The sequence below is a fragment of the Bradyrhizobium arachidis genome (assembly GCF_015291705.1).
GTDB lineage: Bacteria > Pseudomonadota > Alphaproteobacteria > Rhizobiales > Xanthobacteraceae > Bradyrhizobium > Bradyrhizobium arachidis.
Window position 1 is genome coordinate 3,452,440 of the sequence record NZ_CP030050.1, and the last position, 14,189, is coordinate 3,466,628.

At 64.8% G+C, this 14,189-nt stretch carries 13 protein-coding genes; 10 read left to right on the top strand and 3 right to left on the bottom strand.

Annotated features, from left to right (window positions below; genetic code table 11):
- Nucleotides 1-96: 96 nt before the first annotated feature.
- Nucleotides 97-792, top strand: coding sequence for a class I SAM-dependent methyltransferase (locus WN72_RS15915; protein WP_210339301.1), 696 nt, complete (start codon nt 97-99; stop codon nt 790-792).
- An 18-nt stretch (nt 793-810) separates the two neighbouring features.
- Here the strand turns inward: WN72_RS15915 and WN72_RS15920 are convergent, their stop codons facing one another.
- Nucleotides 811-1,644, bottom strand: a complete 834-nt coding sequence (locus WN72_RS15920; protein ID WP_092216970.1) for a hypothetical protein — start codon at nt 1,642-1,644, stop codon at nt 811-813.
- 90 nt (nt 1,645-1,734) lie between these two features.
- Complete coding sequence (locus tag WN72_RS15925; protein ID WP_027558690.1) at nt 1,735-2,232, bottom strand: hypothetical protein; 498 nt, start codon at nt 2,230-2,232, stop codon at nt 1,735-1,737.
- Nucleotides 2,233-2,690: 458 nt separating this feature from the next.
- Between WN72_RS15925 and WN72_RS15930 the strand changes: the two genes are divergently transcribed.
- The 6 genes from WN72_RS15930 (at nt 2,691) to WN72_RS15955 (ending at nt 8,870) form a co-directional block, all read left to right on the top strand.
- On the top strand, nt 2,691-2,930 hold the full coding sequence (locus tag WN72_RS15930) for a hypothetical protein (protein ID WP_143130634.1): 240 nt from the start codon (nt 2,691-2,693) through the stop codon (nt 2,928-2,930).
- Nucleotides 2,931-3,122: 192 nt separating this feature from the next.
- Complete coding sequence (gene hpnC, locus WN72_RS15935) at nt 3,123-4,007, top strand: squalene synthase HpnC (protein WP_092216971.1); 885 nt, start codon at nt 3,123-3,125, stop codon at nt 4,005-4,007.
- Nucleotides 3,997-4,836: a presqualene diphosphate synthase HpnD gene (gene hpnD / locus WN72_RS15940; RefSeq protein WP_027558693.1), complete on the top strand. Its 840-nt coding sequence runs from the start codon at nt 3,997-3,999 to the stop codon at nt 4,834-4,836. Before hpnC ends, hpnD begins: the two co-directional genes overlap by 11 nt.
- Entirely contained in the window at nt 4,836-6,092 is a 1,257-nt protein-coding gene (gene hpnE / locus WN72_RS15945) for a hydroxysqualene dehydroxylase HpnE (protein WP_092216972.1), read from the top strand. The genes hpnD and hpnE overlap by 1 nt, the downstream gene beginning before the upstream one ends.
- 64 nt (nt 6,093-6,156) lie before the next feature.
- Entirely contained in the window at nt 6,157-8,124 is a 1,968-nt protein-coding gene (shc, locus tag WN72_RS15950) for a squalene--hopene cyclase (protein ID WP_092216973.1), read from the top strand.
- On the top strand, nt 8,058-8,870 hold the full coding sequence (locus WN72_RS15955) for a phosphorylase (protein ID WP_092216981.1): 813 nt from the start codon (nt 8,058-8,060) through the stop codon (nt 8,868-8,870). Before shc ends, WN72_RS15955 begins: the two co-directional genes overlap by 67 nt.
- Nucleotides 8,871-8,940: 70 nt before the next feature.
- Here the strand turns inward: WN72_RS15955 and WN72_RS15960 are convergent, their stop codons facing one another.
- A complete protein-coding gene (locus WN72_RS15960; RefSeq protein WP_092216974.1) occupies nt 8,941-10,209 on the bottom strand; it encodes an ROK family protein in 1,269 nt (422 codons plus the stop codon).
- Between the two features lie 257 nt (nt 10,210-10,466).
- On the opposite strand from WN72_RS15960, the gene WN72_RS15965 reads away from it, so the two are divergent.
- From WN72_RS15965 to WN72_RS15975, 3 genes are read left to right on the top strand one after another with little or no spacing between them, the layout of a single operon-like run.
- On the top strand, nt 10,467-11,429 hold the full coding sequence (locus WN72_RS15965; protein ID WP_084334242.1) for a sugar-binding protein: 963 nt from the start codon (nt 10,467-10,469) through the stop codon (nt 11,427-11,429).
- 60 nt (nt 11,430-11,489) lie between these two features.
- Nucleotides 11,490-13,016, top strand: coding sequence for a sugar ABC transporter ATP-binding protein (locus WN72_RS15970; protein WP_092216975.1), 1,527 nt, complete (start codon nt 11,490-11,492; stop codon nt 13,014-13,016).
- Nucleotides 13,013-14,071: an ABC transporter permease gene (locus tag WN72_RS15975; protein WP_092216976.1), complete on the top strand. Its 1,059-nt coding sequence runs from the start codon at nt 13,013-13,015 to the stop codon at nt 14,069-14,071. Before WN72_RS15970 ends, WN72_RS15975 begins: the two co-directional genes overlap by 4 nt.
- The last annotated feature ends 118 nt before the right edge of the window (nt 14,072-14,189 follow it).

A 14,189-nucleotide genomic window follows, 5' to 3' on the forward strand; every position in this document is an offset into this window, starting at 1 on the left:
ATGCGGCCGATACGGCACGACAGCTCGATCGTGGAGTTTCAGCGGAAGCGGGGCGGCGATTGCGCCGCCTTTTTCGTCCCGTTCTTGACATCGGGCATGATCCTGCTCGACGCCGGCTGCGGGCCCGGGACGATTACGGCGGCGCTCGCGGGCCTGGTCGCAAAGGCGGTCGGCGTCGACATCGAGCCGAACGCGATCGCCGCCGCCGATCGGCTGGCAGCGGCGGAAAGCTTGACCAACCTGTCCTTCGTCGAAGCCGACATGACCGCGCTTCCGTTCGAGGACGAGGCGTTCGACGCGGTGTTCTTCCATGCGGTGTTGTACCACCAGAGCCAGGCGGTGCTGACGCGAGCGCTCGCGGAAGCGCGGCGGGTGCTGAAGCCCGGTGGCCTCATTGCGACGCGTGACGCCGATGTCGGCGGCAACGTCCTTCATCCTGACATCGACGGCGTGCGCCTCGCGCTCGATCTCTGGCAGCGCTGGTACGAGCACGACGATCCGGACGCGCTTCGCTTCGGCCGGCGGCAGAGCTCGATTCTTCGTGCTCACGGTTTTACGCCGGTTTGGACCGGTGCGAGCTATGTCAATCATAGCGCCGATGCTACGAGCCGCAGCGAAGCCGTCGCCGATGCGCGGCGGAGCTTGCTCGGTTTCGGGCCGCAGCTTTTGCGCAAGGGGCTCGCCACGGATGATGAAATTCAGACCGCGTTGGCCGGATGGGACGCGTGGGGGCGCGATCCGGATGCGGTCTATTTCAGATGCCGGTGCGAATGCGTCGCGCGCAAGGACTGACCGGGCGGCGTGCGGCGCTCACGCCTCGACGCGGACGATCCCGTACGGATTGAACTTGAAGTCGTCCTCGGCATAGTCCTGCTCCCGCGAGATCGTGAGCTTGCGATCGCGAAGCGTCGCCTCGATGCCGTGCTCAGCCATCGCGTTTGCGATCTCCTCCATCAGCATCACCGCGGACCACTCGTTGCCGCGCGATTTCGCGACATAGACCTCCGGCAGGCCGACGAGGTGATAGCCGACGGTCTCGTAATAGCGATCGCCGCCGAGCGGGCGCTTGGCGAAGGCAAGGCGACAGGCCTTGGCGAGGCCGAGCGTCATGCCAAGGCCCTGGCTGGTCTTTGCGCCCGTGCGTGCCTGATCAGCGAGACTGCGCCACCGCACAAGCCCGTGGGCGACGCCCGCGCTTTCGCCCTTCACGGCGGTGGCGCCGGCCTCGATCATCTCCTCGACGATGCGCAAGGCCGCCGCCGAATAGGCGACCGCCGTCTGCTGCTCTAGCGGCGGGCTCAGCAAATAGAGCACGGCTTTATGGTTGGCGACGGCGGCTTCGTCGGCAGCAGACCATGCTTTCGGGAAGACCCGGTCCCAGCACACGCCGAACGACCGCTCCATGTGCGGATCGGGCTTGGCTTGCGAATAGGTGCGGTCGATCTCGAAATTGAAATCGGCGATCGTCTTTGCCACCGCCTTCGGCGGATGCAGCAGGTTATCGTCCTTGCCAAGAAAGCAGAGCACGTGACGCGGCTTCACGGGCGACGGCTGCATGTTCGGTCCTCGCTGGTCATCGGCGAACGCGCGGGTAGCTGCGAACAGCCCGATCGCCTTGAGCAGATGTCTGCGAACTGGGTCCATCTCAGCAAGCCCGTCAGAACACGTTCACGTCAGCAAAAAGCCCCCGGCTCGCGAGAACCGGGGGCGTGTTCCACATCGATCGGGAAGGGATCAGCCCTTCGTCATCGTGATGTTGACGCCGCGGATCTCGCCCTTCGAGGAGATCTGTACCGTCTGCTTGGTGCCGTTGGTGCGCAGCGACAGATTGGCGGCGAAGCCGTTGGCCTCGACGAAGACGTCGATCTGGCCGCCGCCGGCGGTGCCTTGCAGATTGCCGAAGATGTTGCGGTTGGACTCGCTCCAGTTGCCGGAGATCCGCTCGCCCTGGCTCGTGACATCGCTGGTGAGGTCGAACTTGTAGCTGTCGGAGGCGCAGTGCAGGGCCTGCTTGAGCGCGAGGCCGCTGCCGGCGACCTTGTAGTCTGCCTTGCAGCGGATGCGCTCGGTGGAGCCGTCTGACAGCGACACCGTGCCGGTGCCGGTCCACGCGCCGTCGAAACCGGCAAAGGGTCCGGACGACTGAGCGTGGCTTGCCGTAACTGAGAAGAGCAGCGCAGCCCCGATGCCGGCCGCCTTGATTGCCAGTCCAGATCGCCCAAAGAATTTCATCTCAAATATCCCGTTTTGGAACGACGTTCACTTACGATTAAGAACGTCTCGCCACATCGAAAGTTTAGTGCCTTGAGCCTGTGTCAGGTTCAAAGCTTGGCCGCCAGAGATGGTGGTTCACGACGGCTTGCGCCGCCCCCGATATCGCAATTCCCCGTGTTTCCGCGTGTTTCTGGCCGAAATGGCCGGGCGGAGAGATGCAGGTGTGCAACAGGTGCCAAGCAAAACGCGACGCCTCTGAATTATGACGTAGTATCAATCTCTTACATCTGCCAATGAAAGCGCAGGGAAGACCTGATTTGGCAGGGTGGCGCCAATTTGGCCGCATTTGCCAGTGCTTGTGCCTTCTCCGAGGCCGCTACTTCCGCGGCGACTTGCCATCAGAACAATCCGTTCCGGCCGTCCGCCCTGTGCTGTCCGGGATTGGTGCGATTCTGCCGTCAGAATGAAGGAATACAATGCGTAAGCTTCTCGTCGTTCTCACCCTGGTGTCCGCATCTCTTTCGACGGCAGCATTCGCCCAGCAGCAAGGTGGGCGCGGCACGGACGCCGAGCAAAAGGCCTGCACGCGCGATGTGCAGAAGTTCTGCCGTCCGGTCATCGACCAGGGCGATTTCACCATCCTGGCCTGCCTCAAGGAGAACCGGGCCAAGATCTCGCAGGCCTGCGACCAGGTCCTGAAGAACCATAACCAGTAAGCTCGGCCACTGGCCCACAAAGGCGGCCGCGGAGCCGCCTTTTCGGGCCGGATCCGGAAGGGCTGCCATCGAGAGACAGGATTGGTTTTGCGGCCGTATTCCCCTATATGGGGGCCGCGGCGGCATCGCCGGCACGAGCCCGCGCGAGCGAAAAAAGCTCTTCCTGTCCAAACGATTGTAAACCAGCCCTCGATGACCTCTGCGAGCGAATTGCGATCCGGCAAGGGTGACCGCGACGAGAATTTTCCCGTCGCGTCCTGGATCATTCATCCGCGTCATCGCGCCCTGATCCTGGCCTATTACAATTTCGTCCGCACCGCCGACGACATCGCAGACCACGCCACGCTGCCCCCCGACCAGAAGCTCGCTTGTCTCGACCTGCTCGAGGCGGAACTGCTCGGCAAAGGCGACACCCAGGCCGAGGCCGTCACGCTGCGGCGTGCGCTGGCCGAGCGCGGCATGACGCCGCGGCACGCGCTCGACGTGCTGATCGCGTTCCGCATGGACGTGACGAAGCTGCGCTACGAGACCTGGGACGAGGTCATCCACTATTGCCGCTATTCGGCGATGCCGGTCGGCCGCTTCATGCTCGACGTCCACGGCGAGAGCACCTCGACCTGGGTCGCGTCGGATGCGCTCTGCGCAGGCCTCCAGATCAACAACCACCTGCAGGATTGCGGCAAGGATTTCCGCGAGCTCAACCGCGTCTATCTGCCGCGCGATGCGCTGGCGGCGAGCGGTGCTTCCGTGGAGCAACTCGGGCTTGCGCAGTCGCCACCGGCGATGCTGGCCTGCCTTCAGTCGCTTGCCGCGCGCAACGAGGCCCTGCTCGACGAGGGCAGGTCGCTAGCTGCGGAGATCCGCGATTTCCGCCTCGGTGTCGACGTCGCGGTGATCCAGGCCTATGCCGACCGCATCGTGCGCCTGCTCAAGGTCCGCGATCCCCTGCGCGAGCGCGTGCATCTGAACAAGTTCGAGCTGCTCACCTTCAGCCTCGCCGGCATGATCGGCGAAGTCGGCCGTCGCGCGATCGGGCGCAAGGCCATTTCCAGACCGGGGACTGCCCATGACGCTTGAGGCGGCCACGCCCGGCGCCAGTTATGGCTCGACCGCATCCGGCAGCTCGTTCTATGCCGCGATGCGCATCCTGCCGCATGACCAGCGCGAAGCGATGTTCCAGATCTACAGCTTCTGCCGCCAGGTCGACGACATCGCCGATTCCGACGGCCCGCGCGACGAGCGTCTCGCCGCGCTTCAGGAGTGGCGCAACGACATCGATGCGCTCTATCAGGGCAATCCGCCGCCGCGGCTGAAGGACTACGTCGCCTCGGTGAAGACCTTCGGCCTGAAGCGCGAGGATTTCCTCGCCATCGTCGACGGCATGGAGATGGACGTGCCGCAGGACATCCGCGCGCCTGACATGGCAACGCTCGATCTCTATTGCGATCGCGTCGCGAGCGCTGTCGGTCGATTGTCGGTGCGCGTGTTCGGCCTGCCGGAAGAGGATGGCATCCTGCTCGCGTACCATCTCGGGCGCGCGCTCCAGCTCACCAACATCCTGCGCGACATCGACGAGGACGCAGGTCTTGGCCGGCTCTATCTGCCGCGCGAGGCGCTGCTGCATGCCGGCATCACCTCCAACGACCCGAACCGCGTGATCGCCGAGCGCGCATTGCCGAAGGTCTGCGCACCGCTGACGCAGCGCGCGAAGGCGCATTTCGAAAAGTCGGACGAGATCATGAACCGCAACAAGCGCCGCGCCGTGCGCGCGCCGCGGATCATGTCGAAGTACTACCATTCCATTCTGGACCTCCTGATCGCGCGCGGTTTCAACGCGCCGCGCGAGCCGGTGCGTGTGTCGAAGGTCACACGCATCCTGATCCTGCTCCGTTACGCTTTCATCTGATGCAAAAGACAGCTCACATCATCGGCGCCGGAATTTCCGGCCTCTCTGCCGCCGTGCGGCTCGCCAATGCCGGCTTCAAGGTCGCCGTGCACGAGGCGACGCATCAGGCCGGCGGCCGCTGCCGCTCCTATTTCGACGGCGCCACCAATCTCACCATCGACAATGGCAATCACCTGCTGCTGTCAGGCAACGGCCATGCGCGCGCCTATGCGCGCTCGATCGGCACCGAAGCGGGTCTCGTCGGCCCCGACAGCGCGCAGTTTCCCTTCGTCGACATCAAGACCGGGCAGCGCTGGCAGATCGATCTCGGCAACGGCCGGCTGCCGACCTGGGTGCTCGACGAAAGCCGCCGCGTGCCCGACACCGGGCTCACCGATTATCTGAAGCTGGCGCCGCTGATCTGGGCCTCGGAAGACACGCTGGTCGGCAAGTCGATTCCTTGCGAAGGCATCCTCTATCAGCGCCTGGTGCAGCCGCTGCTGCTCGCAGCTCTCAATGTCGATCCGCCCGAGGGCTCGGCCGGGCTTGCCGGCGCCATCGTGCGCGAGACGCTGCTTGCGGGCGGGCAGGCCTGCCGCCCGCTGATCGCGCGCGACGGCCTCAGCGCCGTGCTGATCGAGCCGGCGGTGAAATTCCTGCAGGAGCGTGGCCACTCCGTTCAGCTCGGCCATGAGCTGCGTTCGTTCGTCAGCAGCGACGGCAAGGTGACCGCATTGAATTTCGGCGGCGAGGACGTGGTCCAGCTCGGTGCGGGCGACGTCATCGTGATGGCGGTGCCGCCGCGCGCGGCAGCGAGCCTGCTGCCGGGCCTGAAGACGCCGACCGAATTCCGCGCCATCGTGAACGCGCATTTCCGCTTTGAGCCGCCGCCCGGTTCGGCGCCGATCCTCGGCGTGATCGGCGGCGTCGTGGAATGGCTGTTCGCGTTCCCGAACCGCCTCTCGGTGACCATCAGCAATGGCGACCGTCTGGTCGACATGCCGCGCGAGGAACTGGCGCAGGCGATCTGGAACGATGTCTGCGAGGCGGCCGGCGTGTCCGGCGAGCTGCCACCGTGGCAGATCGTGCGCGAGCGCCGTGCCACATTTGCGGCGACGCCGGCCCAGAATGCCCTGCGTCCGGGGCCGGCGACCGCGCTGAAAAACCTGTTCCTTGCCGGCGATTGGACTGCTACGGGGTTGCCTGCAACCATCGAGGGATCGGTCCGGTCGGGTGATCGCGCCGCCGATCTGGTGCTGGCCGCCAAAGGATCCTGAAAAGCGGCCCTGACGGGCGAATGTCCCGGTCACTTTCAATCGACTATCGGAGCAATCGAGCGACATGGATTCCTTGAACGCGACCCGCCGCGAGGCAGTGGAATCGAGGGTGTTGGAATCGAGCATTGCGTCGGCGACGCAGGGCGTCCTCGGCTTCCAGCAATCCGACGGCCATTGGGTGTTCGAGCTCGAGGCCGACTGCACGATTCCGGCCGAGTACATCCTGCTGCGCCATTATCTCGCAGAGCCCGTCGACACCGCGCTCGAGGCCAAGATCGGCAATTATCTGCGCCGCGTCCAGGGCGCCCATGGCGGCTGGCCGCTGGTGTATGACGGCGAGTTCGACATGAGCGCCAGCGTGAAGGCGTACTTCGCGCTGAAGATGATCGGCGATTCCACAGATAGCCCGCATATGGTGCGTGCGCGCGAGGCGATCCATGCCCGCGGCGGTGCGATCCATAGCAACGTCTTCACACGCTTCCTGCTCGCGACGTTCGGCGTCGTGACCTGGCGCGCGGTGCCGGTGCTGCCGATCGAGATCGTGCTGCTGCCGTTCTGGTCGCCGTTCCACCTCAACAAGATCTCCTACTGGGCGCGCACCACCATGGTGCCGCTGATGGTGATCGCTGCGCTCAAGCCGCGCGCGAAGAACCCGAAGGGCGTCGGCATCGACGAGCTGTTTTTGCAGGATCCGCGCTCGATCGGCATGACGGCGAAGGCGCCGCATCAGAGCATGGCCTGGTTCCTGCTGTTCCGTTCGCTCGATGCGATCCTGCGCGTCATCGAGCCGATGTTTCCGAAGAGCCTGCGCCAGCGCGCGATCGATGCGGCGCTCGCCTTCACCGAGGAGCGGCTGAACGGCGAGGACGGCATGGGCGCGATCTATCCGCCCATGGCCAACATCGTCATGATGTACGACGCGCTCGGCAAGGACGAGAACTATCCGCCGCGTGCGGTGACGCGCCGGGGCATCGACAAGCTGCTGGTGATCCGCGACGACGAAGCCTACTGCCAGCCCTGCGTCTCGCCGGTGTGGGACACGACGCTGACCGCGCATGCGCTGCTGGAAGCCGGCGGCGACAAGGCGGTGCCCGCAGCCAAGCAGGGCCTAGACTGGCTGATCCCGAAGCAGGAGCTCGAGGTGAAGGGCGACTGGGCGGTGAAGCGGCCCGACGTGCGTCCGGGCGGCTGGGCCTTCCAGTACAACAACGCCCATTATCCTGATCTCGACGACACCGCCGTGGTGGTGATGTCGATGGACCGCATGCGCCGGGAGCACGGTGCGACCGGTTACGACGCGGCGATCGCCCGCGGCCGGGAATGGATCGAGGGCATGCAGAGCGACGATGGCGGCTGGGCCGCCTTCGACGTCAACAACCTCGAATATTACCTGAACAACATCCCGTTCTCGGACCACGGCGCGCTGCTCGATCCGCCGACCGAGGACGTCACCGCGCGCTGCATCTCGATGCTGGCCCAGCTCGGCGAGACCGAGAAGACCAGCAAGCACGTCGCCGACGGCGTGGCCTATCTCCGCAACACCCAGCACCCGGAGGGTTCCTGGTACGGTCGCTGGGGCATGAACTTCATCTATGGAACCTGGTCCGTGCTCTGCGCCCTCAACATGGCCGGCGTCGACCACAAGGACCCCATGATGCGGAAGGCTGCCGCCTGGCTGGCCTCGATCCAGAACAAGGATGGCGGCTGGGGCGAGGACGCCGTCAGCTACCGCCTGGACTACAAGGGCTGGGAAACCGCCCCCTCGACCGCCTCGCAAACGGCATGGGCCTTGCTTGGCCTGATGGCGGCAGGCGAGGTTGATCACCCGGCCGTCGCCCGCGGGGTGGAGTACCTGATTGCAACACAGAACAAAAAAGGACTGTGGGACGAGCAGCGGTACACCGCCACGGGCTTCCCCCGCGTGTTCTATCTACGTTATCATGGTTACCCAAAGTTCTTTCCGCTGTGGGCGCTGGCGCGGTATCGGAACTTGCGGAACACCAACAGCAGGGTGGTAGGGGTCGGAATGTGACTTTGGGGACGGGGGACTATTTTACCGCGGGCAATGCCATTGATCCGCGGCCGATCTTGATCGTGACTGGACTGGTTCAGGAGGCCCGTATCGCGGCCGGGCCTGGAATGGCTGTGATCTGCTCGTCCAGCAGCCCCAGCCAGCTCCGAGCGCTGCTGACGGTGGTCGATCCTGATACGATTCGCGGTGTGATCTCGTTCGGCGTGGCCGGCGGGCTCGACCCGACGCTGCGCTCCGGCGACGTCGTGCTGGCGACCGAGGTGCTGTCCGGCGACACCCGCTGGGCCGCTGGCCTATCGCTCGGCGACGACCTGATCGACCGCCTGACGTCGGGCCGCCGCCGCGTCGTGCGCGGCAGCCTCGCCGGCGCCGAGGAGGTGGTCACGAAACGGTCCTGCAAGGCGGCGCTGCATTCAGAGACCGGGGCTGCGGCCGTCGACATGGAGAGCCACATCGCGGCCGCCTACGCCGCCGAGGCTGGGCTGCCCTTTGCCGCGGTCCGCGTCATCAGCGATCCCGCGCACCGCGCGCTGCCCGCGATCGCCCGCGCCGCGATCAAGCCGAACGGCCAGATCGACCTTCCGGCCGTGCTGCGCGGCATCGTGCGCAATCCTACGACGCTGCATGCGCTGGTCTCGACCGGCATCGACTTCAACCGCGCGCTGCGCTCGCTTCGCGGCTGCCGCGACTATTTGATCGGGACGGAGCTCATCGAGAGCGAGGTCCTGGTGTCCAAGGCGGCCTGACCTCTTGATGCGATAAAATAAAAGGTCCGGTCACCATTGGTGACCGGGCCTTTTGCGTTTTGGTGCATGCTCAGTCGGTCGTCTCCATGCGGTTCCGGTCCACGACCCACAGCGTCCGTCGCATCATGCCCTCGACAATTGCTGCCGACTCGCTGGGACGCAGATAGATCGCCGTGGACTTGAGCAGCCATGGCAGCACCGCTTGCTCGAGCCGCTCCTCATAGGCGCGGCGCATCATGTCAAATGCCTGCAGCCCGGGTCCCGCCAGGATCACATGGTGTGGGCGCAGCACGGATATCGTTGCCGCGACCGCCTCGGCAAGCGCGCGGCCCGCCTGCTGAAATACGTGCTCGAGACGGGGGTCGCCGCCCCGCGCTCGCTCGCGCAGGAGGGCCATCTGCGCCTCGGAAGGCTGTTGCGCCGCCGCCGGCGGCAGGTCGAGAAATGTGCGGGCGTCGCGGTAGAGCGCATAGTCGGCCAGATGGGCCTCGATACAGCCGCGCTGGCCGCAGCGGCATTGCGGCCCGTTCGATCCCAGTTTGATATGGCCAATCTCGCTGCCGGCGCCGGCGCCCCAGCGCGCTTCGCCGTCGACAACGACGCCCATGCCGACGCCGTGGCCGACCATGATCGTGGCCGAGAGGCCCTGCGCCAGTGGCGGCTCCGCGGCGGTGAGGGCGAGCGCAACGGCGACAGCGTCATTCGCCATCACGACTTCGGCGTTGAAGGCCTCGCGCACCGGCTTCACCAGATCGACATCGGTGACGGAGAGCGCCGGACTCCACAGATGCCGGCCGGTGTCCGCGTTCACGATCCCCTGCAGGGCAATCCCGATTCCCAACAGGCGATGGCGCGGCGTGGCCGTCGCCTCAAGCATCGCATCGATCTGCGCTATCACCAGATCGCACAGCGCGCCCGGATCGAGAGCCCGCGTCGCGATTTCGAGCCGCGATTGCGCCAGGCCGGAGCCGCTGAAATCCGCGATCAGTGTTTCAATCAGATTCATGCGGAGCGAGACCGCGATGATGCGGCCGAACTCCGGGTTCAGGGTCAGCAGCACGGCCGGCCGGCCGCGGCGGCGGCCGTTCAGCCCCTCTGCATCGTCTTCGTCCGTGTCGTCGGACCATGAGGTCGGCGCCGTCTCGGTCTCGCACAGCAACTCTTCCGCGATCAGTCTCGACGTCAGGCCGGAGACGGCGGCGAAGCTCAATCCCGTGCTTCGGGCGAGTTCCACACGCGGCAACGGCCCCTGACGTCGCAAGACCTCCACGAGGCGGCCGCGATTCGAGCCGCGGGCGGTGCTGGAAATTCGTCTCGGCTGCTCAATTTGGTCAACCATGCTGCCTCTTTAATTCATTAAGTGAAGTTAATGAATGAGTGAAAGGGTAGTGTGATCGAAAAAACACAGCTAATGGGTGACGATTGAGAGTCATATTTACTAATGTCATGCCTCATGTACTATTTCCGCGTGAAGAAGGGGGCAGTACATCCCAATTTCGATGTTTTTGCTCTGCGACATTTCTTCGCTTCGTAAAGAAAATAAGGCGCAAAAGCGTCTGAAGCCCCTCATCCGGGGTGGCCAAAGGGAGCTGAAACATGAACGGATCGATGAAGAAATTGCTAGTGCCGTTGCTTGCGACCGCGGCGCTCGCGATGGCGACGGGTGTGGCGCAGGCCCAGCAGAAGAAGACCATCGCGCTGGTCACCAACGTTGCAGCCGACTTCTGGACCATCGCCGGCCGCGGGCTCGAAAAGGCGCAGAAGGAGCACCCGGAATACAACATCGAATTGATCGTCACCAACGAAGGCACGGCGGCGGGCCAGCGGCGCGAGCTCGACGACCTCTTGGTGCGCGGCGTCGCCGGCATCTCCATCTCGGTCGACGATGCGCCGCACGCGACCGAACAGCTCAACAAGGTTGCGGCCAAGACCGTGTTGATCACGACCGACAGCGACGCGCCGCAGAGCAATCGTCTCGCCTATATCGGCACCGACAACGTCGCGGCCGGGCGGCAAGCAGGCGAAGAGATCAAGAAGGCGCTGCCGAACGGCGGCAAGATCGCGCTGTTCGTCGGCACGATGGACGCGGACAATGCCCGCGAGCGGGTGCAAGGCATCAAGGAAGCGATCGCCGGCACCAAGGTCGAGCTGGTCGACGTGTTCACCGACCAGGTCGACTTCGCCAAGGCCAAGGCGAACATGGAGAACGTGCTCGTCAAATATCCCGACATTGCGCTGTTGTCCGGCCTCTGGAGCTACGAGACACCGCTGATCTATGACGCGGTCAAGGCGGCGGGCAAGGCCGGCAAGGTGAAGATCGTCGGATTCGACGAGGACCAGCGCACGCTGCGGGGAATATCCGACGGCACAATCGAATCCACTGTCGTGCAGCAACCGTACGAGTTCGGGTACCTCTCCGCCACCAACATCATCAAGACGCTGAACGGCGACAAGTCCTGGATTCCGGCTGACAGCAAGCTGATCGTGCCGACCCAAGTGATCAGCAAATCCAACGTCGCGGAGTTCACCGCAAATCTGAAGGGCCTGCTGAAGAAGTGACTTTCAGCGCCTTTCGACGCCCGGCGGCACGGCCGTCGGACGTCGTGCGGGAGGAGATGAATGGCGGAAATCCTGTTCGAACTCGCCGGGATCAGCAAGTCCTATCCCGGGGTCATGGCCCTCGATGATGTCAGCCTGCGTGTGTACCGCGGCGAGGTGTTGGGCTTGATCGGCGAGAACGGCGCCGGCAAGTCGACGCTGATGCGCGTGCTGGGTGGCGTGATCGCGCCGAGCAAGGGCGTGATCCGCATCGGCGGCACCGAGCACGCCCGTATGACCGTGAACGAGGCGACGCAGTCCGGCATCGCCTTCGTGCATCAGGAGCTGAACCTTTTCGAGAATCTCGACGTCGCCGCCAACGTCTTCATTGGACGCGAGAGGCTTGTCGGCGGTCCGCTGAAGCTGGTGGACAGCGCGGAGATGCGCGCCCGCGTGACGCCGCTGCTGGAGCGGCTGGGCGCCGATTTCACCCCGGACACGCTGGTCGACAACCTGTCGATCGCCGAGCGTCAGCTGGTGGAGATCGCCAAGGCGCTCTCGATCGACGCCCGCGTGATCATCATGGACGAGCCGACCTCCAGCCTGACGATTTCGGAGACTGAACGGCTGCTGGAGGTGATTGCCGATCTGAAGGCGCACGGCATCTCGGTGATCTACATCTCTCACCGGCTCAGCGAGATCATGACCTGCGCCGACCGCGTCGTGGTGCTCCGCGACGGACGAACGGTGGGAGAGCTGGCGCGGGACAGGCTGAGCCACGCCGCAATGATCCGGCTGATGATCGGTCGCGACCTGAAGGCGCTGCACACGCCGCCGAAGCGGGCGCCGCAGCCGGGCGGCTGCGACATCGTCGGCCTCGTGACATCGGCCTTTCCCGACCGGCAGATCGATCTTTCCGTGCGGCATGGCGAGATCATCGGACTGGCAGGGCTCGTGGGCGCCGGTCGCACCTCCCTGGCCCGCGCGGCTTTCGGCATTGATCCGCAGCTGGGCGGCGAGATCAGGATCGACAACGCGCCGGTCGATGTCGCATCGCCGCGGGACGCGATCAGGCAAGGCATCTATCTGATGCCGGAGGACCGCAAGAAATCCGGGCTCGTGCTGGAGTTGCCGATCCGGGAGAACGTGACGCTCGCCAGCCTGCTGAATTATGCGCGGATGTGGCTGGTCAGCGGCCCGGCCGAGCGCAAGGTCGCGAAAGAGCAGGTGAGGCGCCTCTCCATCAAGGTGCCGAGCATCGATATGGAGGCCGTGACGCTCTCCGGCGGCAACCAGCAAAAGGTCGTGCTGGGCAAGTGGCTTTCGATGCAGCCGCGCGTGATGTTCTTCGACGAGCCGACCCGTGGCGTCGATGTCGGTGCCAAGAGTGAGATCTACGCGCTGATGCGCGAGCTCGCCGACCAGGGCGTCGCGATCGTGATGATTTCTTCCGACATGGAGGAGGTCATTGGCGTCTCCGACCGGATCGCGGTGATGCATGAAGGGCGCGTCAGCGGCGTGCTGGAGCGCCCGCAGTTCAGCGAATACAACGTGTTGCAGCTTGCAATCGGCCAGGCGCCGGACCCCGTGGAAGGGGCTGCGCCATGAACAAGAAAGAACTCGGCCTGGGCCTGCTGCTGCTGGTGATTTCCGCCGTCACGGGCGTGATCAATCCGGCCTTCCTGTCGCTGGTGAACTTGTTGAACATGGCCAATTTGATCGGCCTGTTCGGTGTGTTCGCGCTCGGCGAGGGGCTGGTGATCATCACCGGCGGCATCGACCTCTCGCTTGGCTCGATGTTCGCGCTGCTCGGCGTCATATTCATCGACCTTCTGACGACGTATCAGGTTCCCTGGCCCTTGGCGCTGCTGGCCGTGTTGCTGGGCGGGCTGGCGCTGGGAGGAATTCAGGGCTTCCTCGTCACCCGGTTGAAGATGCAGCCCTTCATCGTGACGCTGTGCGGGTTGCTGATCTATCGCGGCGCCGCCCGCTACTACACCAGCGACTCGACACGTGGCTTCGGCTACGGCGACGAGGCCGGGACGCTGAGCAGCATTGCCTCGGGCAATGTCGCGGGCATCCCGAACACCTTCATCCTTCTGATCATCCTTGCGCTCGTCCTCGGCGTGCTGCTGCACCGCTCGGTCTACGGGCGCTGGCTCTATGCCGTCGGCAAGAACGAGGAAGCGGCGCGCTTCTCGGGCATCAACACGAATATCGTGATCGCGACCGCCTATATCATCAGCGGCGGGCTCGCCGGAGTCTCAACAGTCTTGTTCGTGTTCTACACGAACTCGGTGTCGCCGAGCTCCTTCGGCAATTTCTATGAGCTCTACGCGATCGCGGCTGCCGTCCTCGGCGGGTGCAGCCTGCGCGGCGGCGAGGGCTCCATCCTCGGTATCGTGCTGGGGACCGCGCTGCTGCAGGTGCTGCAGAACCTCGTGAATATCCTGGGCATTCCCAATTCCCTGAACTTTGCGGTGATGGGGACGGTGATTCTGATCGGCGTGTTGGCGGATCATCAGTTGCAGGCCCGACGGCGGCGCAAGATGGCGCTGGCCGGCCTCGCCCGCACGGCGCCGAGATCGGCATTTGAAGGACAGCAGGGCGCAGCACCGCGCGGCGTGGACGCGCTGCCGGCAAGAACGGGCGACCAGGCATGACGGATCCAGGCTCCAGTCGACACAAAGCAGCTTCGGGGGCGCGCGGCTGCGACGGTGTGCTGGGGAAGGAGCGCGTTCCAGGCTCGATGGCTTGGCGGGAACGTGAGGCAAGAATGAC